General features: G+C 58.5%; 23 protein-coding genes and 1 tRNA gene. 16 read left to right on the forward strand and 8 right to left on the reverse strand.

The genetic code is table 11. The annotated features are described in order from the left end of the window. Positions 1 to 54 precede the first annotated feature (54 nt). The gene (locus ACSQ3Z_RS27950) at positions 55 to 360 is read right to left on the reverse strand and encodes a hypothetical protein (RefSeq protein ID WP_436174504.1); all 306 of its coding nucleotides are present in this window, start codon (positions 358 to 360) and stop codon (positions 55 to 57) included. Positions 361 to 668: 308 nt separating this feature from the next. On the opposite strand from ACSQ3Z_RS27950, the gene ACSQ3Z_RS27955 reads away from it, so the two are divergent. Together ACSQ3Z_RS27955 and ACSQ3Z_RS27960 are read left to right on the forward strand one after the other, a co-directional pair. Beyond that, on the forward strand, positions 669 to 1,190 hold the full coding sequence (locus ACSQ3Z_RS27955; RefSeq protein ID WP_436175170.1) for a molybdopterin-dependent oxidoreductase: 522 nt from the start codon (positions 669 to 671) through the stop codon (positions 1,188 to 1,190). A gap of 147 nt (positions 1,191 to 1,337) precedes the next feature. Continuing rightward, positions 1,338 to 3,173 (forward strand): putative bifunctional diguanylate cyclase/phosphodiesterase, encoded by a 1,836-nt coding sequence (locus ACSQ3Z_RS27960; protein WP_436174505.1) that lies wholly within the window; start codon positions 1,338 to 1,340, stop codon positions 3,171 to 3,173. An 857-nt stretch (positions 3,174 to 4,030) separates the two neighbouring features. Here ACSQ3Z_RS27960 and ACSQ3Z_RS27965 read toward each other — a convergent pair. Further along, entirely contained in the window at positions 4,031 to 4,510 is a 480-nt protein-coding gene (locus ACSQ3Z_RS27965; protein ID WP_436175171.1) for an Lrp/AsnC family transcriptional regulator, read from the reverse strand. Positions 4,511 to 4,908: 398 nt separating this feature from the next. Here ACSQ3Z_RS27965 and ACSQ3Z_RS27970 point away from each other — a divergent pair, with 398 nt between their 5' ends. The 8 genes from ACSQ3Z_RS27970 to ACSQ3Z_RS28005 all read left to right on the forward strand — a co-directional run bounded on the left by ACSQ3Z_RS27970 (position 4,909) and on the right by ACSQ3Z_RS28005 (position 14,188). Then, entirely contained in the window at positions 4,909 to 6,291 is a 1,383-nt protein-coding gene (locus ACSQ3Z_RS27970; RefSeq protein ID WP_436174506.1) for an aspartate aminotransferase family protein, read from the forward strand. A gap of 56 nt (positions 6,292 to 6,347) precedes the next feature. Further along, a complete protein-coding gene (locus ACSQ3Z_RS27975) occupies positions 6,348 to 7,124 on the forward strand; it encodes an amino acid ABC transporter ATP-binding protein (protein WP_436175172.1) in 777 nt (258 codons plus the stop codon). A 37-nt stretch (positions 7,125 to 7,161) separates the two neighbouring features. Further along, complete coding sequence (locus tag ACSQ3Z_RS27980) at positions 7,162 to 7,980, forward strand: transporter substrate-binding domain-containing protein (RefSeq protein ID WP_436174507.1); 819 nt, start codon at positions 7,162 to 7,164, stop codon at positions 7,978 to 7,980. A gap of 57 nt (positions 7,981 to 8,037) precedes the next feature. After that, a complete protein-coding gene (locus ACSQ3Z_RS27985; protein ID WP_436174508.1) occupies positions 8,038 to 8,751 on the forward strand; it encodes an ABC transporter permease subunit in 714 nt (237 codons plus the stop codon). A gap of 1 nt (position 8,752) precedes the next feature. Beyond that, the gene (locus tag ACSQ3Z_RS27990; RefSeq protein WP_436174509.1) at positions 8,753 to 9,442 is read left to right on the forward strand and encodes an ABC transporter permease; all 690 of its coding nucleotides are present in this window, start codon (positions 8,753 to 8,755) and stop codon (positions 9,440 to 9,442) included. Between the two features lie 10 nt (positions 9,443 to 9,452). After that, positions 9,453 to 9,806, forward strand: a complete 354-nt coding sequence (locus ACSQ3Z_RS27995) for a cupin domain-containing protein (RefSeq protein WP_436174510.1) — start codon at positions 9,453 to 9,455, stop codon at positions 9,804 to 9,806. 40 nt (positions 9,807 to 9,846) lie between these two features. Further along, positions 9,847 to 11,178: an NAD(P)/FAD-dependent oxidoreductase gene (locus tag ACSQ3Z_RS28000; RefSeq protein WP_436174511.1), complete on the forward strand. Its 1,332-nt coding sequence runs from the start codon at positions 9,847 to 9,849 to the stop codon at positions 11,176 to 11,178. Between the two features lie 841 nt (positions 11,179 to 12,019). Then, positions 12,020 to 14,188 carry a tetratricopeptide repeat protein gene (locus ACSQ3Z_RS28005; RefSeq protein WP_436174512.1) on the forward strand — a complete coding sequence of 723 codons (2,169 nt, stop codon included), beginning with the start codon at positions 12,020 to 12,022 and terminating at the stop codon, positions 14,186 to 14,188. 347 nt (positions 14,189 to 14,535) lie between these two features. Here the strand turns inward: ACSQ3Z_RS28005 and ACSQ3Z_RS28010 are convergent, their stop codons facing one another. After that, positions 14,536 to 15,159 carry a site-specific integrase gene (locus ACSQ3Z_RS28010; RefSeq protein WP_436174513.1) on the reverse strand — a complete coding sequence of 208 codons (624 nt, stop codon included), beginning with the start codon at positions 15,157 to 15,159 and terminating at the stop codon, positions 14,536 to 14,538. 143 nt (positions 15,160 to 15,302) lie between these two features. Then, entirely contained in the window at positions 15,303 to 15,473 is a 171-nt protein-coding gene (locus tag ACSQ3Z_RS28015; protein ID WP_436174514.1) for a hypothetical protein, read from the reverse strand. Positions 15,474 to 16,726: 1,253 nt separating this feature from the next. On the opposite strand from ACSQ3Z_RS28015, the gene ACSQ3Z_RS28020 reads away from it, so the two are divergent. After that, positions 16,727 to 17,434 carry an SMI1/KNR4 family protein gene (locus tag ACSQ3Z_RS28020; RefSeq protein WP_436174515.1) on the forward strand — a complete coding sequence of 236 codons (708 nt, stop codon included), beginning with the start codon at positions 16,727 to 16,729 and terminating at the stop codon, positions 17,432 to 17,434. 119 nt (positions 17,435 to 17,553) lie between these two features. Then, positions 17,554 to 17,817 carry a hypothetical protein gene (locus ACSQ3Z_RS28025; protein ID WP_436174516.1) on the forward strand — a complete coding sequence of 88 codons (264 nt, stop codon included), beginning with the start codon at positions 17,554 to 17,556 and terminating at the stop codon, positions 17,815 to 17,817. 6 nt (positions 17,818 to 17,823) lie between these two features. Here ACSQ3Z_RS28025 and ACSQ3Z_RS28030 read toward each other — a convergent pair whose 3' ends face one another. Both ACSQ3Z_RS28030 and ACSQ3Z_RS28035 read right to left on the reverse strand, forming a co-directional pair. Next, positions 17,824 to 18,213, reverse strand: coding sequence for a hypothetical protein (locus ACSQ3Z_RS28030; RefSeq protein ID WP_436174517.1), 390 nt, complete (start codon positions 18,211 to 18,213; stop codon positions 17,824 to 17,826). Between the two features lie 578 nt (positions 18,214 to 18,791). After that, the gene (locus ACSQ3Z_RS28035) at positions 18,792 to 19,004 is read right to left on the reverse strand and encodes a helix-turn-helix domain-containing protein (RefSeq protein ID WP_436175173.1); all 213 of its coding nucleotides are present in this window, start codon (positions 19,002 to 19,004) and stop codon (positions 18,792 to 18,794) included. An 82-nt stretch (positions 19,005 to 19,086) separates the two neighbouring features. Here ACSQ3Z_RS28035 and ACSQ3Z_RS28040 point away from each other — a divergent pair, with 82 nt between their 5' ends. The 4 genes from ACSQ3Z_RS28040 (at position 19,087) to ACSQ3Z_RS28055 (ending at position 20,561) form a co-directional block, all read left to right on the forward strand. Next, positions 19,087 to 19,278, forward strand: coding sequence for a hypothetical protein (locus ACSQ3Z_RS28040; RefSeq protein ID WP_436174518.1), 192 nt, complete (start codon positions 19,087 to 19,089; stop codon positions 19,276 to 19,278). After that, positions 19,275 to 19,445 carry a hypothetical protein gene (locus ACSQ3Z_RS28045; RefSeq protein ID WP_436174519.1) on the forward strand — a complete coding sequence of 57 codons (171 nt, stop codon included), beginning with the start codon at positions 19,275 to 19,277 and terminating at the stop codon, positions 19,443 to 19,445. Before ACSQ3Z_RS28040 ends, ACSQ3Z_RS28045 begins: the two co-directional genes overlap by 4 nt. Next, positions 19,429 to 20,130, forward strand: coding sequence for a hypothetical protein (locus ACSQ3Z_RS28050; protein WP_436174520.1), 702 nt, complete (start codon positions 19,429 to 19,431; stop codon positions 20,128 to 20,130). Before ACSQ3Z_RS28045 ends, ACSQ3Z_RS28050 begins: the two co-directional genes overlap by 17 nt. A gap of 152 nt (positions 20,131 to 20,282) precedes the next feature. After that, entirely contained in the window at positions 20,283 to 20,561 is a 279-nt protein-coding gene (locus tag ACSQ3Z_RS28055; RefSeq protein WP_436171928.1) for a hypothetical protein, read from the forward strand. 406 nt (positions 20,562 to 20,967) lie between these two features. On the opposite strand, the gene ACSQ3Z_RS28060 is transcribed toward ACSQ3Z_RS28055, so the two are convergent. Then, a tRNA-Gln gene (locus ACSQ3Z_RS28060) sits at positions 20,968 to 21,041 on the reverse strand. Positions 21,042 to 21,241: 200 nt separating this feature from the next. Then, complete coding sequence (locus tag ACSQ3Z_RS28065; RefSeq protein WP_436174521.1) at positions 21,242 to 22,171, reverse strand: lysylphosphatidylglycerol synthase domain-containing protein; 930 nt, start codon at positions 22,169 to 22,171, stop codon at positions 21,242 to 21,244. Positions 22,172 to 22,407: the final 236 nt, after the last annotated feature.

Here is a 22,407-nt window from a genome sequence, read left to right on the forward strand (position 1 = left end):
TTTAGCCTTCCTGACGCGTCGCCCTTTGAAGGCTGGCAGGCATGGGTGATGAAGCTACTGCGATCGCCCAGGCTGCCAAACAGTCGAGCTCTCGCCCAGTGGCCAATTGGCGCCTCGCCCTGCGTCCGACCCGTGGCCTGCCTCAATGACCCCGACCATTGCGCGCGTGAATTCAACCACGCTGTTTGCCGTGCCTGCTGCCTTGTCGGGGCTTTGCCCAATCTGCTCGGCGGCTCCGCAACATGACAGGCGGATGAGATCGTAGTGCAGATCTCTCTCATCGTCCGGCAACGCCGCCAAAGTCAGGGCGCGGCAGTGAATCATCCGCAGCAACTGTGCCAATGCAGTTTCGACACTCATGCGTTTTACTCCGCATCGGTCGAACGTCCCGGCCAGAGGGCCGCTGGAACGTCGATCGGAGGTTGGTTTCTGCCCCCAATGCCGAAAGGCTGCATGACAGCCGTTAATATATCGTTGATCGCTAATATATTTGCCGGCTTACGCTGCAAACTCCGCCCTGTAGCCGCAAGTCAGCAAGGCAGCGCGAGAAACCAAAAGCTAACTGAAAAACAATCATTCGATGGAAAGATGGCTGTTCCGCCGACAGTATCGGCGAGCCGGCAAGAGTTGGTACTGACCATAAAAATGGAAAGGACTGCGTTGTGTCGATGCTCAAGGGAAGATTCTTCGCCTTTCGCCGCAGCATGATCCTGCTGGTTGTTTCCGCAATCGGCGTGTTGCCGGCATTCGCCCTGGAGCCAGCCAAATATCCGGAGCCGCCCGACACAGTCGCCTTCAAAGTTGAGAAAAACGGGGAATCGATCCCGGTCACATTGCGGCAGCTGGAAAAGCTCGATCTTTACAGCGTCTCCACCCCAAGTCCCTTCGAAAAGGGGCAGCTTAAGTTTCAGGGTGTCTTGTTCCGGGATGTGCTCAAGCTGATCGGATTGGACGGCGAGGGATCCGTCGTGCTGCGGGCACAGGACGACTATGTGCAGACAATCCCGAAGGAAGACTGGACCGAAGGTCCTCTTCTTCTTGCAACGCGCCAGGACGGCCAGCTGCTGACAAGGCGCACGCAAGGTCCCACGCGGCTGATCTACCCTCTCGACGACCATCCGGCGTTTGATACGCCGGTTCACAAACCGCGATGGATCTGGTTGATAAAGACGATCGCGCCAGGCAATTGAACCCCAGCGTGACGTCCAGCCATGTGGTTTAGAAGCACAGCCTGGCGGGTTCCTGCAACCTACGCGGCCGCGGCCGCGTCGGCAGCCATCTGCTCAGCCGCCCTGATAGCGGTGCTCTTCACGAGCATCAGCAGGATAGAGTCGGCGATGCCGCGTTTCGGCTTCTTCGCCATTCGCGAGTTCCACATTGCAATACGCGACGTGACGCATCTGCGGGATATGATTTCGCTTGCCCAGACGGCTCCCAAATCACCGGAAAGCCTTGAGCAATTGTCGACCGCGAACGACCTGGTCTACATCCGTTTCGAGCGCATCGACGGCGGCGACACCATCAGCGAAATCCCCGCCTACGCTGGTATCGTGCCGCGGGTCAACGACGCGGTGAAGCAGCTTGACGCTGTCATCGCGGCCGGCGTGCCTCTAAACGAAAACAGCCTGAAGGAAGTGGGAGTTGAGCTCGACCAGATCGTCGCTCGCATGAACGATGAATACTACAAATATGGGGAGGAAGTTAACGTCGATCTCTATTCGGCGGAGAAGAACCTGAACAGGTTCAATCACCAGATTGCCTTTGCCTTGACCGTCTTGTCGGCGCTCGCGATAGGAACCGCCGTGTTGCTGATCGGTCGTCGCGAGACGATCAGGAAACTCGAATTCCTCGCCTGGCAGGACGCGACGACGGAGTTGAAGAACCGCGCCTGGATGTCCGCCAACCGGGACGGGCTGCTGGAGCGGGCAAGGCTGACTGGCAAGGAACTGCGGCTGTTCCTGATAGACCTCGACCATTTCAAGAGCGTCAACGACACGTTCGGCCATCACATCGGCGATCTGCTGCTGAAAGCCGTTGCCGAAACCCTGCAGTCGGTCGAACGTCCCGGTGAAGTGGCCGCTGTCCGTTTGGGAGGAGACGAGTTCGCCATCATGGCGATCGGGGACAGGCACTCGGCGGATTTGGGACATCGGCTTCGCGAGCAGTTGAACCGCTTTGCTGATCTGGACGGCCACCAGGTGCGCATTGGCGCCAGCATCGGCATGGCGTCCTTCCCGGATCATGGTTCGGATATCTCCACCTTGCTGCGCAATGCAGACAGCGCCCTTTATGTCGCGAAAGCGGAGGGACGATCCGGGTTCGTGACCTACTCGCCCGCGATCCTCAGCCAGATCGACGTCCAGCTCGGCGAGGAAGCGGCGATCAAGCGAGCGCTCAATGGCGATGAGTATTTCCTGGTCTGGCAACCGCAATTCGAATTGGCGACCGGGCATATGATCGGCGCCGAAGCCCTGGTCCGCTGGCGCGACCGCGTTTCGGGAGCGGTTCGCTTGCCTGACTCATTCATTCCGACAGCGGAACGGAGTGATTTGATATTGGAAATCGACAAGACCGTGCTGAGCAAGGCCTGCGCGCAGGCAGCGCAGTGGATGTCGATTTCCGCCGACGATTTCATTTGCGCGGTCAATGCTTCGGGCAAAAGCCTGCAGGACGATGCATTCTACATCCACCTCGTCGACGTGCTGCGGCAAACGGGATTGCCGCCGTCGCGGCTGCAGCTGGAGATAACGGAAGGGGTGTTCATCCACAGCAGAGACGCTTTGGACAATTTGTCGAAAATCCGGAACCTCGGCGTCAGTTTGGCGCTCGACGATTTCGGATCCGGATATTCGAGTTTCGGCTACCTTGCCGACATTGATCTCAATCGACTGAAGATCGATCGATCGTTCCTGAACGATCTGGAATCGTCCATCAAGAAGCAGGACGTGGTCCGAGGGGTCATCGCGTTGGCCAATTCGCTTGGCCTGGTCGTCATGGCCGAAGGCGTGGAAACGGAAGGGCAGTTGGCTTTCCTGATCGCCGAACAATGCCACGGCGCCCAGGGGTTTTTCATGTCGGAACCCATCGACGTGAAATTGCTGACAAATCACCTGACCGCGCGGCGCGGCAGCCTCAAAGCCAAGGCCAGGTCCAAGCTGAACCTCTCGGCCTGATCATTGAGATACGAAATAGCTAGAAGCGATTTCTCTCGCAAGGGAACGACAATGGTCGAGCGGCCTGATCGCTTTGGGAAAAGGTGGGAGACATACGAGGAGCATTACGCGTGGTTCGGCCTATTGGCAGGGCGCTCCGTGAGCGGGTTATGCCGTCATTGAAAAGGGCGGCGGCTCATTGGGAAGGAAAGGTCGATTTTGAGATAAGAGATTCCTGCACAAGCTTCGATTTTTTTGGAGAGCGTGCGTCGACAATTCCTACAATCTCAATTTCTGTCCATGCGCCGAACGGCCACAGCACTTGGCTCATCGAGAGTTCAGAGGTGGATACTATTTCTTTCGGTGGGTTATTTGGTGAGCAACAAGCCATACCGCTACACAAATTCACAGACAGAAAGATAGAAGAGTTCTTCGAACACGTGATCGATGCATCGTTGAACCCGCCTCCAAAGCCGCCTCCACGTCCTATGTGCCTTCCACTTTTCTCATTTCAGATTTAGGTCAGTTGGGCTTTCGCTACAGACAGCCGCTGACAATCCCTGGCGGGATCGGCGCCTTAATAGGTATCGCTGCTATGGCAATCATAATCGCCATTTGGGGCAGGTAGCTTGATTGAAAAAAGAAGCTTTGGCTGGGGTTCTTGGAAGCTTTTCGAACTTTCTGGGTCGCGCCTCAGCCCGAATTGCGTGCGCTTATAGGACACCTTGGGACATTAGATTCGGTTTTAGAAAAAATTTGACGAGGCATCGACTTTCTGGCGCGTGCCCTCCCTGGTCGTGAACGTCAGCACGAATCCCCCCGGCCGAAAGCTAGTGCCCATCCTCTGTGATCCGCCAATCGGCATCCAACGCAAGGTATCACTCATAAAAATCGTCGAAATTGATCGGCATGGAGAATCCGACCTTCACACGGTCCATGATGACCATCGTCTTGAAACCCTTAATGTCAGGGTTCTCGTAAAAGAATTTCCGCGTGAAGGCCTCGTAGTCTTCCATGCTTCGGGATGTCACTATGAGGACGAAATCCGATTCCCCGGTCACATAGTATCCGTTCATCACTTCAGGCGTCTGGCGGATCGATTGCTTAAAACGGTCGACAATGTCAGCCCGTTCGCGCTCGAGCGAAACCAGCACTAACATCGCAACAGGCCGGCCGACCATTTTAGGTTTCACGATCGAGACGTCAGCTTCGATCACACCCTCGTCACGAAGCCGCTTGAGACGACGCTGGACTGCCGTTGCCGAGAGTCCGACCATCTGACCAAGCTCTTCCGTGCTGGAGCGGTTGTGGGTTTGCAGGATGCTGAGCAAGCGCGAATCCAGCCGATCGAGCTTCAGGGATGTTCGCATATTTTCCTCGTTTGGATCTAAAGTATGCAGCAAGACTGCGAAACCACAACTAGATAAGCCGAAAATCCTCGTCTTATGTCCATAGCCTTAGCTCATGAACGTAGTCGTCGAGAACGGAAGACAAAACACCGCAGCGAAGGCGCAACCAGCGCTCGCCCGGTTCAATGTCCGGGGCTTCAGCGTTCGCAGTTCTTCATTGGCGGAGTCTGGAAGAATGCAGCCGAAGAAATGGGGAACGCCGATCCGGCGACGGGACGGGAAATCTCCCAGGGCGCGATCAGCAACGGGCTTGATCTGGACGCCGCAGTCGCTGCGGCCAACGGGCGAAAACGTTTCAACACAGCCTTGGCAATTCATGGACCTGAAGGCCGCTTGAGGATCCGAGGATGACAACTACCGCCGATATCGCTGAAATGGATCGCCGCTCGGTTCTGCATCCCTTCACTTATTTGAAAGATTTCGCTTCTGGCATGATTGAGCCAACAATCGTGGAAACCGGCAAAGGTGTCCGCATCCAAGACGCCAGCGGGCGGGAATATATCGATGGCTTCGCAGGGCTCTATTGCGTCAATATCGGTTATGGCCGCACTGAAGTCGCGGAGGCCATTGCACGCCAAGCCTACAAGCTGGCGTACTATCACTCTTATGCGGCACACACGACCGAAGAACTCGCCCGCCTGTCAGATCGGCTCGTCAGGATGGCGCCGGGCAAGATGTCGAAAGTCTTCTACGGGCTTTCTGGGTCTGACGCGAATGAGACGCAGGCCAAGATCGTTTGGTATTTCAACAATCTGTGCGGCAGGCCGAAGAAGAAGAAGATCATAACTCGCGAGCGCGGCTATCACGGCTGCTCGGTGCTGTCTGGCTCGATGACGGGACTGAGTTTTTATCACGATCATATGGATCTGCCTATTTCCGGCATCCTGCGCACGGGTGTACCGCATTTCTATCGCGGCGCCCTGCCGGGCGAAACGGAGGAAGCCTTCTCGCAACGCCGTGCAGATGAGCTGGAAGCGCTGATCGTTGCCGAAGGACCAGATACCGTCGCCGCTTTCATAGCCGAGCCGGTGCTCGGGACTGGCGGGATCACGCCCCCGCCAGCCGGCTATTGGGCCAAGATCCAGGGCGTATTGAAGAAATACGATGTGCTGTTGATCGCCGACGAGGTGATTTGCGGTTTCGGCCGGACCGGGGCCATGTTCGGCTCAGATCTCTACGGGATGGAACCTGATCTGGTTACCGTCGCCAAGGGGCTGACTTCCGCCTACGCACCGCTGTCGGCTTCTATCATCTCCGAGGAGATCTATAGGGTCATGGAGGAGGCCACACCCAGGATCGGCTCCTTCTCGCATGGCTACACCTATTCGGGGCATCCGATCGGGGCGGCGGCAGCGAATGCGGTGCTCGACATTGTCGAGCGTGAGGATCTCCCCGGGCAAGCTGCTAGCAAGGGGGCCTATCTTCTCAAGTGCCTTAAGGCGGCATTCGAGCAGAATCCGATTGTCGGAGAAGTGCGCGGCGTCGGCATGATGGCCGCCGTCGAATTCGTTGCCGACCGCGAGACCAAAGAGGCATTTGACCCAGCCCTGAAGGTCGGGGGGCGCATCGCTCAGGCGGCGCGCGACCGCAATCTTATTGCCCGTGCCATGCCGCATGGAGACATCCTAGGGTTTGCGCCGCCCCTTGTTATGACGGAATCCGAAATCGATGAGATGGTCTCGATCGCCAAGGCTGCCGTAAACGAGGTCGTGCAAACGATCGAAGGCTAAAGGCGCCGAGCAACGGTTGAGTGGTGGAAATGGCACGCATGGAAGACGCCTCGACAATGTCGCCTGTTCTGAAAGTTCACGAACTTCGCAAAGCCTTTGGTGCGACCAGCGTTCTCAATGGGGTGAGCTTCCGGATGCAGCAGGGCGAGGTCATTTCCCTCGTTGGCTCGTCTGGGTCAGGAAAGAGCACCGCTCTACGATGCATTAATTTCCTGGAGACCCCGAGTTCGGGTGAGATTGAGGTGATGGGCGACACTATTTCCGCGGTCCAGAATGAACGTCACAAAACGGAAATCGTCAACGCGGCTAATATCCAAGTTTTTCGCCGCCGCATCGGCATGGTGTTTCAGAGCTTCAATTTGTGGCCGCATCGGACCGTGCTCGGAAATGTAACCGAAGCATTGATCTACGTCCTGCGGAGGGACAAGCGGGAAGCAGAAGAAACAGCGCTTTCCGCACTCTCGAAGGTAGGCATGGCCGACTTCAGCCACCGCTATCCAAGCCAGCTTTCGGGCGGCCAGCAGCAGCGTGTGGCAATCGCTCGGGTCCTGGCGATGCGGCCCAAACTTATGCTTTTTGATGAACCGACCTCCGCGCTTGATCCCGAACTGGTCGGCGAGGTCTTGAAGGTCATCAGAGCGCTTGCCGGCGAGGGGGCGACCATTCTCCTCGTCACGCATGAAATGAGGTTCGCACGGGAGGTGTCGAACCGAATGATATTCCTGCACAAAGGTACCGTTGAGCAGGATGCTTCGCCGGAAGAACTGTTTTGCAATCCCGCATCCGAGGCGGTGAATCGGTTTCTTTCCAGCGTTATCTCAACCGCCGCCTGATGGCGGCCATCAACCAAAAGCAAAAAGGGGAAATTGCATGCGTACTAAGAACACACTTCGCTCAGTTTTCGCATCCTGCCTTGTCCTGACGGCGGCAATGGGGTTCGCACGGGCCGACGATGGCGTTTTGCGCGTCGGCACCGAAGGCGATGCGCCGCAGTTCAGCATGGCCGATGCCAACGGCAACGTCACCGGGTTCGACGCAGATATCGCCAACGGCATCTGCGCTGAACTTAAGGTTAAGTGCAAATTCGTGGTTCAGACGTTCAGTTCGCTGGTTCCGTCGATGGACAAGGATCGCTTCGACATCATCATCTCGGGTCTCGGCATCACCAACGAGAGAATGAAGAAGATCGACTACTCCATCCCATACGCAACCACGCCCCAATACTTTGTGGTCCCCAAGGATTCTCCGTTCGTCGGGCTGAAGACCCTTCCGGAAATTGAAAAGGCGCTGGCTGGAAAGACCATAGGTGTAGTGAACGGCACCACCTACGCTCAGTTCATCAAGAAACATATTCCGACCGCAGACTTGAAGACCTACGACGCCACCACTCAGCAGAATTCGGACCTTGCGACAGGCCGGCTTGACGCCGCCTTTGGGGATTCCCCGACCTGGGTTGACTTTCTCGGCTCCCCGGACGGAGCTAACTTTGCCCGCATCGACGTCAAGGTCACCGGAACCGACGATCACGAAGCGCTAGGTTATGGCATGGGTGTCGGCCTGCGCAAGGGCAATGCCGAGCTCAAGACCAAGCTGGACGCTGCGCTCTGCGACATGATCAACAGCGGCAAGGTAAAGGCGGCCTCGGAAAACTGGTTCAAGGACGACTACACCATACCGTGCAAGAAGTGATCATTCGAGAGTCAACAGATCGTCGCGGCAGTGCCGCGACGATCCCGGGATTTTTTCATGCTGAACGATATCTGGGTGCTGATGGTGGAGAAGGGCTGGACCCTTGCACTGCTGCGTGGCGCCGGCGTTACGATCCTGATTGGTGTTCTTGGCGTGGTTATAGGGCTGGCGGCGGCGATACCGCTTGCCATTCTCCGTTGGCGCCGCCTGCCTGTCCTGTCTCAGCTTGTCGACGCCTACAGCATCGTCATTCGCGGCGTTCCGGGTCTGCTGGTCATCTATCTCCTGTTTTTCGGCTCGGTCGATTGGGTGCAGAAAATCGCCTCCGCATTCGGCTATGCCGACAGCGCCGACAACGCTTATCCATTCATTGTCGGCATCATCGCAATCGCCGCCATCTCATGCGCATACTCGGTAGAAGTCATACGAGGCGCACTGCAGGCCGTTCCCGTCGGTCTGCTGGAAGCGGCTCGTTCGCTTTCGTTGTCGCCACGCTTGACCTTCTTTCGCGTGACACTGCCGCTCGCCCTCAGATTGGCGTTGGGGGGGATCAATAACGTATGGCAGATGACGATCAAGGATACGTCGCTCGTATCCGTCGTCGGCATGCAGGAACTGATGCGTACAGCAGCGGTCGCCGCGGGCATCACGCGTTCGCCGCTTCTGTTCTATTGCCTGGCGGCAGCTATGTTCTTTGCCATGACTGCGGTGAGCCAACTTCTGTTCAATCGCGCTGAAAAATACTTCAATCGCGGCTTCAGTAGAGATTAAAATGGATTTGAGCATCATCACATATGCGGTTCCATTTCTCCTCGTCGGCGCGAAGACAACTCTGCTGATTGCACTAATCGGAGTCGGAATAGGATTACCATTCGGCATTCTTGTGGCAACAGCCCGCACATCTAACGCCGGCATGATCCGGAGATGCGCCGATTTCTATTGCGCGGTGTTCAGGGGCACCCCGATGCTCGTGCAGATATTCGTGATTTATTATGGCCTCGCTCAGATAGGTTTCGTACGCCATAACGCGATCCTCTGGTGGCTGATCGGCGACAGTCTGCATGCTGCCGTCCTCGCCGTGATTCTCAACACAGGTGCCTATACGGCGGAAATTTTCCGCACTGCTCTCCTCTCGCTGCCGCGTGGGCTGATCGAGGCGGCGGAGGCTTGCGGCATGTCCCCGTGGGTGATCTTCCAGCGTATCAAGTTCCCCCTGGCGCTGCGGCAGGCCTTGCCTTCCTACAGCACTGAGGTCGCCGTTATCGTCAAGGAATCAAGCCTTGCTTCCACCATAACGGTGCTTGAAATCACCGGCTATGCCAAACGCCTGATGAGCGAGACATTTGCCATCATGGAAGTCTTCGTCATCACCGCTGTCTTTTATCTCGTGATCAACGTCGTCTGTCTAACTGCTCTGAATGTCATCGAGAGACGCCTGTCTTTCGAGTCGTCCGCACGCTGAGAGGTGCCCTATGTCAAAGCTTACCTTTGTCGACCAGAAAAATCTCCCCGAACCCAGGAAAGGGGTACCACTGCCGGAACGACGCGTGGAAGGCGACCCCCGTTTTCTGACTTGGGATATCGCTCAAACCGCCGACGGCCAGGTGCAAGCCGGGGTATGGGAGGTTACGCCTGGCGCCTATCGTTCCGTCAAGGGCGAGACCTTCGAATTCTGCTACATCCTTTCGGGGGTTTCGGAACTCATTGAGGATGGATTCGAGCCACGTCGAATCTCAGCAGGCGATGCCTTCGTCATGCACCCCGGATTCACGGGGGTCTGGCGGGTGATCGAAACGACGCGAAAGCTCTGGGTCTCCCGCGATTGAGCGGGATACGTCCGAGCTGATTGAACCAAAGATGCACGCCATGAGTATCGATCCCGCGAGCCGATTCAAATCCTTGCCGTATTGGTGGGACGACTGCGCTTTTGCTCCCTTGCCGGTGCGGCCGGTGGTCCCTCGATGCGATGTCGCCATCGTCGGGGGAGGCTACGCGGGCCTTTCCGCAGCCATCGAGCTTGCGAGGGCTGGGCGCAGCGTTCAGCTTTTCGACCGGTTGCCGATAGGGCAAGCCGCATCCAGCCGCAACGGCGGCATGGCGAGCGGCAGCATCAGGCCGGGCCGTAAAGAGTTGATCAGGAGGTTTGGAGAGGCTCGCGCCAACGGCATCTTGATGGAGGGGAAGGCTGCCCGGGAGGATCTTTGGAGCTTCCTTCAAGAGGAGGAGGTGGACTGTGACTTTTTCCTGTCTGGCCTTTTCGATGGAGCGATCAATCGGCACGAATGTGACGAACTGAGCCGCCACGCCGAATTATTGCAACGTTTTCTCGGGATTGAGGCGTTTTCAGTCCCCCGCGCGGACGTATCGCGTTACATCGGAACCGACTTCTACGCTGGCGGTTTCGTGCGCATGGATATTGGTGGGCTGCATCCCGCCAAGCTGCTTTCCGGCATACTGCGAATCGCCCAGACGACAGATGCGGTCATCCATGAGAACACCGCGGTTCTGGGGACGAGTGCTGAGGTGGGCGGGGTGCGTGTCGCCACATCGCGCGGCGAGGTGTTCGCCAAGAAGGTGCTGGTATGCACCAATGCCTATACTGACGGCTTCGATCCCTGGCTTCGCCGTCGTCTCGTGCCCGTGCGCAGCCGCATCGTCGCCACTGAGCCCCTGGGTGACGGCGTTATGGAGCGCCTGATGCCCAAGCGCATGATGTACGGCGACACGAGGCAGCTCAGCTACTACTACCGTCCATCGCCGGACGGCTCGCGCATTCTCTTTGGCGGGCGCGACGGCACGACGGAAGGCGACCCGCTTGCCCCCACCACACATCTGCGCTCCGAACTTGGCCGCATATTCCCCGAATTGGCGGGCATCGGTCTTACGCATAGCTGGTTCGGCCAGGTTGCGATGAACCGAGACATGATCCCGCGCATGTTTACTTTGGGAGACACGGTCTACGCCACCGGCTTTTGCGGCTCCGGCGTGGTCTGGGCGCGCTGGCTCGGCAAGAAGGCAGCCTTCAAACTTCTTGGTGAAACGGAGAAGGCACGATCGGCCTTCGACTTCGATCCTGCGCCCAAGGCAGTGCCCTTCTACCGGGGCAGGCCTTGGTTCATCCCGATCGTCTATTCACTCTACGCGTGGAAGGACAAACGCGCCATGTTCCGACGGAATGGAAGGCAAACGCGGCCATGACCTTTCTTCCCCTGTGATCGCACTGAGTAGCACACCCGACCATCGCTCTCCGTTGCCGGCAAGTCGAGCGACCGCCACGTTCAGCCCAAGTTATCCGACGAAACCGCCCCGCAGAAGCAAGGGGATGACCGTCAAAGCCTCGCAAGGCCGGGTCATCAATTGGTCTTGTTGGGCCTTCTCTTGGTCAAGGATATCGCTGAGCAGCTTGTGCGCCTCGTCATGCCCGAGATCCTGTGCCCATTACCGCAAAGAGGCCGTTCACGTCGCGCCGCGCAAGTCAGCTTCGGTCCAAAGCGGTCGCTTTACGGTTCTACAATTAGGGATCGACTGGGGTTCCTGAACGCTTATCGAACTTGCTGTCTCGCGCCGAGCCCAGAAATCCGGCATCTGTTCGATGAACTCGAGCAAATCAGGCTGGCTGCGTAGCGGAGGTGTTGCCGCCGCCTGTTCAGTTTCAGAGAACTGGGTAGAGGGGGGCGCTGAAAACAGACTTTCTCCGTTTTTCGGGACGACCAACTCGCCATTTTGATTGGTCGCATAGCTGTCATAGGCTGGGCCAACGCACTGTTCCACCACCCCGGCAGTCCTAAGCTGTTCCTTCGGTATCGCTGCCCGAGAGTGCGGGAGGTGAGCATTGCTTGGCGCTCGGCATCAAAGCGACAGTTCCGTCATCCTTGATGACAAGATTGGTGCCGCTGATGCGGCCGTATCTGCGAACTCCTTCCGCGAGTTTTATCGACGGCTGCTGGATCCCGAGACGCCCACGGCGGACGCTGGTGAGGTCAGTCGTTTTCATTTCAGCGCAACTAGTTCTATAGTCCGTCGGGGATGGGCCAGATCGATGGACCGCAAGCTTTCCGCCATTCTCGCCGCCGATGTTGTGGGCTATTCCACCCAGATGGAGCGCGACGAGGCCGGCACGTTCGAGCGCCTTCGTGCTGGACGCAAGGAACTGTTCGAGCCCGAGATTGCCCGCCACCACGGCCGCATCTTCAAGCTGATAGGCGATGGACTGCTGGCCGAATTCGGCAGCGTCGTGGACGCGGTCGAATGTGCCGTGTCGTTGCAGCGCGGCCTGGTGGAACGCAACGCCGCCGTTTCCGAAGATCATCGGATTCGCGTCAGGATCGGGATCAATCTCGGCGAGGTGATTGTCGAGGGCGAGGACCGGTATGGCGAGGGCGTCAACGTCGCTGCCAGGCTTCAACAGCTAGCGCAACCTGGCGGCATCTGCGTCTCAGGAAAGGTCGCCAAAGAGGTCGAGAAGAAGTTGGCTTTCGGCTTTGAGCCGATGGGCGAACAGAAGCTGAAGAACATCGCCGAACCGGTGAAGGTATACAGGGTACAGCTCGATCCCGCGGTGGCGGGAAAGCCTGGGGATGATGTCAATCAACACCCACGCTTCTGGCGCAATCTGGCCGTCTCTGTTGCGGTCTTGGTTGTCGCAGTCGGCCTTGCAGCAGCGTGGTGGCGACCGTGGGAGCCGACGATTCGGCCCGCCGCTTTGGAGGCCAACGCGAAAGCCGACGCCCGGCCATCCCTCGTCGTGCTTCCATTTGACAATCTCAGCGACGACAAGGCGCAAGGCTATCTGGCAGACGGTTTCACCGAAGACCTGACCACAGAACTTGCACGCATACCCGGCTTGTTCGTCGTGTCGCGAAACGCGGCTTCCGCCTACAAGGGCAAGGAGACTAAACCCGCAGAGGTCGCCGCAGCGCTTGGTGTCCGGTACATGCTGGAGGGCTCGATACGTCGGGTCGGCGACGACATGCGTATCAACGCTCAATTGGTCGACGGCTCGACCACCGGTCATCTCTGGGCGGAACGTTTCGACGGCCAGTGGGCGGATGTCTTTGCGCTACAGGACAAGGTCGTCGCCAGCATCGCAGGCGCGCTCAAGCTCCGTCTCGTCAGCGCCCAAGGTAAGGCAGACTTCGCAGGAGGCACGCGCAATCCCGCAGCCTACGAAGCTTACCTCATGGGCATGGAAATCTATAATCGTCGCAATACTCCAGAGGAGTTTGCGCAGGCGGTGAGGTTATTCCAGCAGGCGCTGGAACTCGATCCGAATTTCGGCGCGGCGGCAGCATCGCTCGCATGGGCCTATTGGGAGATGGACGGGCCGCGGGTCAAGGCTTTGGCAGTCTCGGACATTATCGCGATTTACAACGTCTACAAGTACCTGGAGCAGGCGGCCAAGCATCCTTCGCCCTCCTACTATCAGCTCGTCGCCAGTTTGCTGGTTCGCGAGCACCGGTCCGATGAGGCAGTCGCGGTTATGTTCAAGGCAGTGGCGCTCGACCCGAGCGATCCCCTGAACTATGTCGGGCTGGCAGAGGCCCTGAGTTTCAATGGCAGGCCGAACGAGGCGCGCGACTATCTCGACGCGGCCAACCGTGTCGACCCAGGCGGCAATGACCATCGGCACTACCAGACTGGGCTGGCTGCATTTGGCCAGGGTCGTTTCGAGGAAGCCGTCGACTACCTTGAAAGGATCGATCTCCAATCGCCCGATCCATGGCCGAAATTCTACGGCCTGCAGGTATTGGTTTCGGCCTACGCACATCTCGGGCGCAGTGACAAGGTCGCCGCCTATAGCGACAGGCTAAGGAACGTCATGTTGGAACGAAAGGATGGAGGGGCAAATCAGCTGGTTACGCAGAGGTATTTTGTGTTCAAGAACCCGGCTGACATCGTGCGCCTGCTGGACGGCCTGGACAAGGCCGGTGTGCCGGAGTTGCCAGAACAGCTCGATTTGGATGCGAAGGACCGGCTTACCGGTTCGGAGATCAGGTCGCTCATCCTCGGTCGTGACCTGCGTGGGGGAGGCGCATGGATAGATAAAGGAACCAGTTGGGTGCAGGAGAACTTCCTGTGCGACGCTATTCCGAAAGTTCAGACAACCTGCGGCGCGATCTTCCGCAATCCTGCCGGGACGCCGGGGCGGGGCCAGGAGTATACGGCAGTTTTCCGTTTTGATCGTTTTGAGTTTTCGACCATCAAATGAGACCATTTGAGAATCGCCTCCCCATTGTTCGGCGCGAATTCGGCGTTTGGTCAGATGCGGCAGCCCGTCGACAATGGAGGTCAGGACGCTTTATCCACGTTTCTGCCGTCGAGCGCGCTGGTCTTTCGGCAACCGTTTGACATCCTTGTGGAAACGGCTGCAGCGGCCGCGCATTGAGGAAACGCGAGCGCCAAACTTCGAAATCTGAGATTTGGCTGGGGAACCTGGATTCGAACCAGGACTAACGGAGTCAGAGTATGTTTTTCGGTATTGATTTTATTGAGTAATTTGGCGCTTGTTGCTTGCATGTTGCTATCGGAATGAATCGCAACATATCGCAATGGTTGTTAGGCGAGGAGTGCAGCCGCAGCGCTATCCATGGCGCCAGCGTCGTCGCCCTTCGGAAATAGATGCGAATAGGTGTTGAGCGTCACCTGAATAGAGCTATGACCCATCCGCTCCTGCACTAACTTGGCCGGTAAGCCGAGGCCGCCGTCTTCAGGGCGGTTGATGCACCATGACGCGTAGAAATGGCGCAGGGCATGAAGGCCGGAGTATTTCGGCTCTAGCATAGGCTTGCCCTCGGAGTCCTCTTCCCCCGTCTCAGTTGTGATGCCTGCCGCAAGCAGCGCGGGATAGAACCAGCGCTTGGTGATATTCGCGTAGAACTCAACATTGCCCGTGCCGGACGGGAACACCAAGCCAAGCGTTCCGGCTGGACAATCATTTTTCCATTCCTTCAGCTCTCTCACCAGGTCGACGGGCAGGGGAATTGTTCTGCGGCCTTTCGATGATTTTGGGGATCCGATTTCATGGTAGGCGTCGGCCCGCTGGCGCACCGTGACGCTTGCCTTGTCGAGGCTCACATCGGACCAACGTATGCCGCGTAGCGATTGGACTGCACGGCTTTTCACCCAGCAAGGTCGCTGGCAACGTCCTGAAGTTCCATGCCCCTCTTGTCCGGCCGGCACGCGATCGGTATGGCGCCACCATGACCGGCCCAACCGGAACGACTGTGAGCGACCATAGTTTTCGTGTCGTCTACCCGGCGTTCTAGCCAGCGCCGGATAGGCGCGTCTTCGGGATGGGTAGAGTGGTGGTCCCGCCGATAAGGTCAGCGCTTAGCGAAGTCGTTGAACGTGATCTGAATGCTGTTCTCGCTCGCGAAGTCGATCGCGGCATTGTAGCTATGCTGTATTCCGGCCAGTACATGGCCGTCGTTGGCAATCTGATCCCAAACCAAGAACGCAGCAGCCGCGACGAGGATTAAGAGAATCGGTCGCATCGGACACCTCCCTTCAGAGAGGAACTAGGCGGGCTGAAGGTTCCAGACAGCGTGCTTGCGCATCCTCAAGACGAGAAGGCGGGTCGCCGCAAACGGTGTCATGACGAGGAACGCCATCGCGACGCTGACGAGGAACGACAACAGACAGAATGCGCTGGGGACGTAACAAACGGCTTCCATAACCTAACCCCTTCAACCATCGTTAACCTGATGGCCTCCTCCGCCCGCTCCCTAAGCATGATCCTGCTTCAGGAGAAATACAAGCACATGCTAATACACGATAGCGAGATGAGCCGACGAGAACGCGCGCTGGCGGAGCGTCCCGGCCGCGGGGCCGGAACGCCTAGGCAATGGCTGGTCTGCTCCACAACGGGTCATTCGCCGCTGGCACCAGAATTGCAGTGTCAGAAGCGCCGGGTGTGTTGGGGCCCGGCAATTGGGGCGGCTGGGGCCTCGCCGCTTCGCAAATGAAGCGGCGAGGTTTTTCATTCAGCCGAGCTGCGACGGGAAGAAAGCACCAAGCGGCAATAGACGGTCGCCCACACAGCGTTTGCCTAGTATCCACAGGCGACGGGCCGATCGGTAAAATTGTCCGGGTTCCGTTAAGGTCTTCCGCATTGGCGCCGGCTCATGGTCTCGATGTTGCCTAGCAACGAAGCCCGCTGCCGCCCCAACAAGCCCACCCCCAGGCAGCGGGCTTTTTCCCCTTCGTGGCTTATGTTTTCGGGGTTTGCAGCCGCGCTGGCGGGGCTTCTCCGGCGGCGGTTCCATCAAAGTCTAACGATCGGCACAGCGCACTAGAAAGCACGTGTGGTAACCGTTGATTCAACCATTGCTAGTATATTAGCAGAGTGGCGGCTCCGACCGGCTTGGGGGCTGGGTTTAGCCGGAGCCGCCTGCGCAGCCAGGGGTAGATGTTTGACCGCGCTGTCTCAGAATAGGACAGCGCGGTCTACGATTGGTTAATTCAGCCACAGCTAACGGAACGGAAACGACCGTGCGATTATTGAATCAAATTCGATGTTGCGTGGGGTTTCTATACGTAAGTCTGCCGGCGGGGGCCGGTTGTCGTTCATCGAGCCGCTGACGCCTTCGGGGCTTGTGTGGCGGCGCCGATCAATCGCGCCGGAATGTCCGTGATGGATCGGAGCAGGCGCAATGTGCTGATCGGTGCGTCTATCTTCGGGGCCCTGAGCCTTGCGGGGCTGCTTCCTACCATGTGCGCAATGCGGCAAATCAGGACAAAATCCCCCATGGCCGAAGCCAGCCGTCCCAAACGGCCGCCGGGACAGGCGAAGCCGTTGCTGGACGAAGATATCGCGCCGGTGCTTGCGCGCCTTGATGCCTGGTATGCTGCCCATCTGCCGCCAGACAAATATGTGTTCAATCCGCCGGCCACGGACGCGCAACTGGATGCGTTCGAGCGCCTGATCGGCCTCAAGATGCCGCGCGCCTATCGCGACCTATACCGATGGCACGACGGCGAAAACGACGACCGTCGGGGCCATATCTATGGACTTCCGCTGCTGCCGCTGCACCAGGCAGGGGCGCAATGGAAAGCCTGGGTCGATGTGCTCGCCGATTTCGGCGGCAATCGCTATGAAATTCCCGGAGGGGCGTGGCCTGAACGCGCGGTTGACCCGGCCTATATCAATCCGCGCTGGATACCGCTGACCCATGATGGCTCAGGCAATCATATCGGTCTCGATTTCGATCCCTGGCCCAGCGGTCGCGTCGGCCAGGTCATCCTCTTTGGGCGCGACGAAGATGTGAAGGCGGTGCTTGCGGAATCCCTTGGCAAGTTCCTCGACTGGATCGCCGGCCTGCTGGAAAGCGGCAATTTCAGATTGGAAGCGGCGGAAGAGCCAGTGCTGCGCCGGTTCCGATTGAAAGCCCCCCCATCAAACGACTTCCACGAAGGCGCACGAAGCCTTCTGGGCGCACCTGGCCCCTTCCTATGACGGCCGCTTGGCAATCCTGTCACAATCTACGAACTTGGTATTAGCCTTGCCAGTGAGATCGAGACGAGGAATATAATCCTCCCGTTGCGGCGAACCCTTCAACGGAGATCGCCTGTCCAATGACCATGAAATACCCCTTCGTCGAGAACACGTTGGGCAAGAAACTGCAGATCGGCTCGGGACTATCGGTCGACTGCATGACGTGCAACCGACATGTGAAACTCGACGTCCAAGCGCTCGTCGACCGCCTCGGCGAGGACCATGGGTGCCTGCACTGGGATCTGATCACGGTGCTGTTCTGTCAGCCGTGCCGGGACGCGGGGCGCCCTGACCGCACCCTGGTGTTTACCAACTATTCGAGGACGCCAGAGCAGCGTCGCTAAACGGTCTCAGTTTGAAATATCGGGCAGTTGAATCATGACCGCATCGAACGGCTCATCAGAGATGACCTCTGTGAAGTGGCCGCCACCTTCCGTATCCTCCATCTTTAGAATGTCGCCAGTCGAGATGACACGGGATTCGCCAATATCTGGCGTAATCCTCATCCTGCCGCCGAGGCCGAACAGGATGTGTCGCCTGGGGGTTGGATGTTTTTCACCATTCCAGCCAACGGGTAGCCGGATCAATACGTACGCCGAAGCAGGTTCGGCATCCGAAGCCCATAGAGGGGCGGTTGGCGGTGCGAAGTCCCTTAGATTGTGGGAGATTTCATAAGTTTCAAAACAGCTCGCACCTGAAGCATTCGCAAAGAGCCGTAGCGCCGTTCTGGGAGCGTTCACAACGATCTCCACAAGGTTGATAGCGACTTAGAATTATATGCGGCGATTTCAAACCGAGACACTACAAAAAAGCCTGGGCGCTTTCCAACAAGATCGGCGTCAAGGCACAGATCGAGGAGATCACGCCGAAGGTGAAGAGGTGTTGAACTCTGTACGGAAATAACCAACGACGACAGCAGCGGAACGATTTCCTGCAGCCGCCGTTGATTGTGCTGGCCGGATCCCCTTGTGCCCCCCACATCCTTTCCGGCCCGTTTCCAAGGCTCGCTGCCCCCCCCGGCAGCGGGCTTTTCGCTTGAAAGAGCCGCCCGCCTTAGCGCAGCAGCAGGTAGGCGCCCGAGGCTGGACCTAGACTAAGGGTTAGTTGCAACCCGTCACGAGCATCCCAACGTTATACGGCGGACTGTAAACGAGTAGAGATCAATGAGAAGTCTAGCCCGCACCGCAAGCGTGATTGCGTCGATAGCAGTGGCTATCGTGCTGCTCTTCATGGCGCCTAAAGGATTCGAGCTATCGGGGCCAGATCCGATCGTGGCTCATACCCTAGCGAGGAACATTGAGGGGCAAGAGGCGCTACGCTAGGGCGCTGGTTTCTTGAGCCTCACCCCAGCGCCGCCGCCGTTCTCAGCGATGAACTCGACGCCGGCCGCAATGAGAGCCTGCTCGATCGCGGCCAAGGCATCTTCCGAGCCGGCATACCTGCCTGTCTCGAAATTCGAGATCGTATTGCGATGAACTCCCGCCGCTTTCGAAAGGTCGGCCAGGGACCAGTTCAATGCCGCTCTCGCCATCCTCACTTGTGCAGGCTTCACAACTCATATCCCTTGTGCTAATTTCACAAGTGTAAGTATCACAACCAACTGGAGAAATCCAATGCCGAACACCCATGTTACGGCAGCCGGCGAAGCTATGCCCGCTGCCAAGCCGATGGCCGCTGCGGCGCTGCGGATCGAGCGCGACGCCGCCTTTATCGCAACTGCAATGTCGTTGATCGACGGCGGCGCGGAATATCGCGTCCAGATCGACCATGAGGCAGGGTTTGTTTTCGTGGTGAGGCAGTCATGACCTACGCCGCCATAGCCATGCTGCTGGCCGCAGGGGCGCTCCGCACGCGTCTTGGACGCGTAACCTTAGCCTTCGTCCTCCTGAAGACCTCCAACGTCCTACACGCCGCTGGCGCCCGCGCAATCGACAACCTTGCGGAGGATGTCCGCCATGACAACCACGGTTGACATCGCCATGACCGGCAAGGGGCAGCGCTACGCCGCCGAAAAGTCAAACGCGTTTGACACCGGCGCACTGTCCACATCTGTGGACATGTCCACCGTGGTGGACACCGACGAGGAGTCAACCCAGGTTGACCTTCTCACCCTGCAGATCGACCGCACCAGCCGGAAGGCGCTGGCAACGTCGATCGAGGTGCTGATCGACATGCTTGACGCCATCAGCCCTGACCCAGACCTCGAGGACACAGCTGACGACGAGCCCTATCTCGGCTGGACGGCGCATGGGTCCAACGCCGGCACCACCGACGACCGCGAAGGCGACGATAGCGACTTCGAAGACAGCGGCGACGAGCACGACGCATCAGCAACCGCCAATTGGGCAAAGGGCGGTCACTGGTGCGAAGACGTCGAGGAGGAGAACGAACACGGCGGGGATATCCTCGATGAGCCCCACGATGGCCGAGACGACGACAAGCCTTGGCTGGGCTGGGCAAACGCCACCGGGCAGACCGGCATTGACGTCGAGAGCGTGCAGGAAGTGAAAGACAGTCCCGACTATGGCGGCGCCGGCAACTTCACCGGCGAGGGCTGCGACCAAGCCAGGGACTTGCTGCGCAGTCGCCGCCACCGGTTGCGGCCTGAGCCGTCACTGACGATCGTCGGGCCGGCATTCCCGCTCTTCGCCCGCTAATTCTTCCGGTCTGGAATAATTGGCCCGCTACCTCACGGTGGCGGGCTCTTTTACTGGCACTATTCGCTGTCGTTGCGGACAAAATGTGGCTGACGTAAGGTTAACTAGGCGCAATCATTTCGGATTGTGCAGGAGAGGGTGAGGGCGTTTCAATGAAACTCGTTGTCTTTGGCGTAGCAATGGTATTGGCCGCCACCGGAGCAGCTGTTGCGAAAGAGAAGAAAAAGGTGGCCACCGCTCAGGCTGCAACCTCGTGTTCTGCAGCTCATATGAAGGCTGGCAGCAAGCCGACCCCGAAACTGGATTGCAAATCGACGGGCACCGTTGTTGCGCGACCGTCAAATAGGGCCGCAAACTTCCTGGATCATTATAATCCGCATAATCCGCGCTTAGGGTATGACACCAGTCCGTGGTTTTCGAACTGGCTATAATTGACGGCGGCTTCGGCTTCCGGGCCTTTCTTTATCCAGCGACGGCCTAGGATGCACTGTGGACGAACCCCGCTACGATCGCGAAGGTGACGACGAGCGGGAGGCTGATCACGCCGATTATGATCAGCCCGGCTTTATCGAGGGCGCCCAAGGGCTGTAATCATTCCACACCCGAAACGATGTTGAGCCCGTTGCCTCTTTATGGTGGCGGGCTTTTTCGTTGGCGAACAGGCGCAGAACAAATCGGCTTGCTCGTGTTGCAGTTGTGTTGCACGGAGTGCGTGGGACAGTTTTGTAATGCGTGGAAAAACAATGTGTTAGCTGGAAGCAAGTTGCAGTCGCTATGCAACATGCGAAGGTGCCTGTGCTGGGCCGCTAAGTGCTTGGCTTTATTGGCTTAATTGCTTGGCTGGGGAACCTGGATTCGAACCAGGACTAACGGAGTCAGAGTCCGTGGGTCTACCGTTAACCTATTCCCCAGCAGGCGCGGAGACCACGCGAAGCTGACGGCAAATTCGCCGTTGCGGCTGCCTTGTAGCCGCCGCCGGAAAATAGTCAAGCCTGCGCCGCGTTTCAATCACCAGGTTTGATCAGACTGTTCCAACGCCGCGTTCACCGGCGCGTCGTCAGGCCGAGAGCCTCATCCGAGCTTTACCCAGCGCCTCAATTCGCCCAGCGCCTCAATTCTCGCTCCGGCTGTATTGCGAATGCTCGAAGAACAGCACGACACAGAGCGCGATCAGCAGCGGGATGATCAGGTAGAACAGGCGGAACACCAGAAGCGCCGCCAGCACGCCGACCGGGTCCATGTGCGACAGGCCGGCGAGGAACACCACCTCGAACACGCCGAGCCCGCCCGGCGCGTGCGAGATCTGCGCCACCGAGAACGACACCAGGAAGACGCCGAGGATGACGAAATAGCCCGGGTTGCCGGCGGGCAGCGCAAAGAAGATGATCGCCGCCGCCGCCAAAAGCTCGACCGGACCGATCAGCAATTGCCGCGCCATGATCGGCAGCGCCGGATAATGCAGCTGGAAGCTGCCGATCTTGAGTGGCTTCAGATGCAGCCAGCTGCCGAAGACATAGGCGCCGACGAGGATCAGCATGGCAAGGCCGGCGGCGATCGCCAGCCCGTGATGCGGGGCGCCGGAGAAACGGTCGATGATCTCGGGTTCGAACACCAGCACGAGGCCGCCCACGAGCAGGCTGGACAGCACGAACGTGATCCAGCAGATGGCGACGAGCACGCCGACGTCCTGGCCGGTGAGCCCCCTGGTGCCGTAGGCGCGGTAGCGGATCACGGCACCCGAGATCACCGAACCGCCGATATTGTGCGACAAGGCATAGGTGGTGAAGGAGCAGAAGGTGACGAACAGCCACGAGACCTTCTTGCCGATATGCAGCAGCGCGATGTGGTCGTAGCCGGCGAGTGAGGCATAGGCGATGACGGAGCTCAAGCCTGCCAGCAGCCAGGCGCGTGCGGGGATCGCGACAATGCCGGCCCAGACGTCGTCGATCGAGATGCCGCGCAACTCGTGCCACAGGAGCAGAAGCGAGAAGATGACCGCCGCAATGCCGATGACCGGCCAGAGATAGCGTCTCCAGTTCATGCGTTGCAGCTCATGGTCAGGCTTTGGCCCCGCGTCTCTTCCCTGTCCGCCCTCGATTTCAGACATGCCTGATTGAAGCCGGCTATTCAACAGCGAAGCGCTGCCGTCACATTGCGCCGCGAAAATTCACCCGCGCGCGCTCTTGGTGATCCGGCCCGGCGCTGTTAGTCTGGCGGCAACTTGAAACATTTAAGCGCCTGCTGCGTCCGGTCTCCGGTTCGCGCGGCGCCGGAAGG

The sequence above is a fragment of the Mesorhizobium sp. LjNodule214 genome, from assembly GCF_964252735.1.
Classification (GTDB): Bacteria; Pseudomonadota; Alphaproteobacteria; order Rhizobiales; family Rhizobiaceae; genus Mesorhizobium.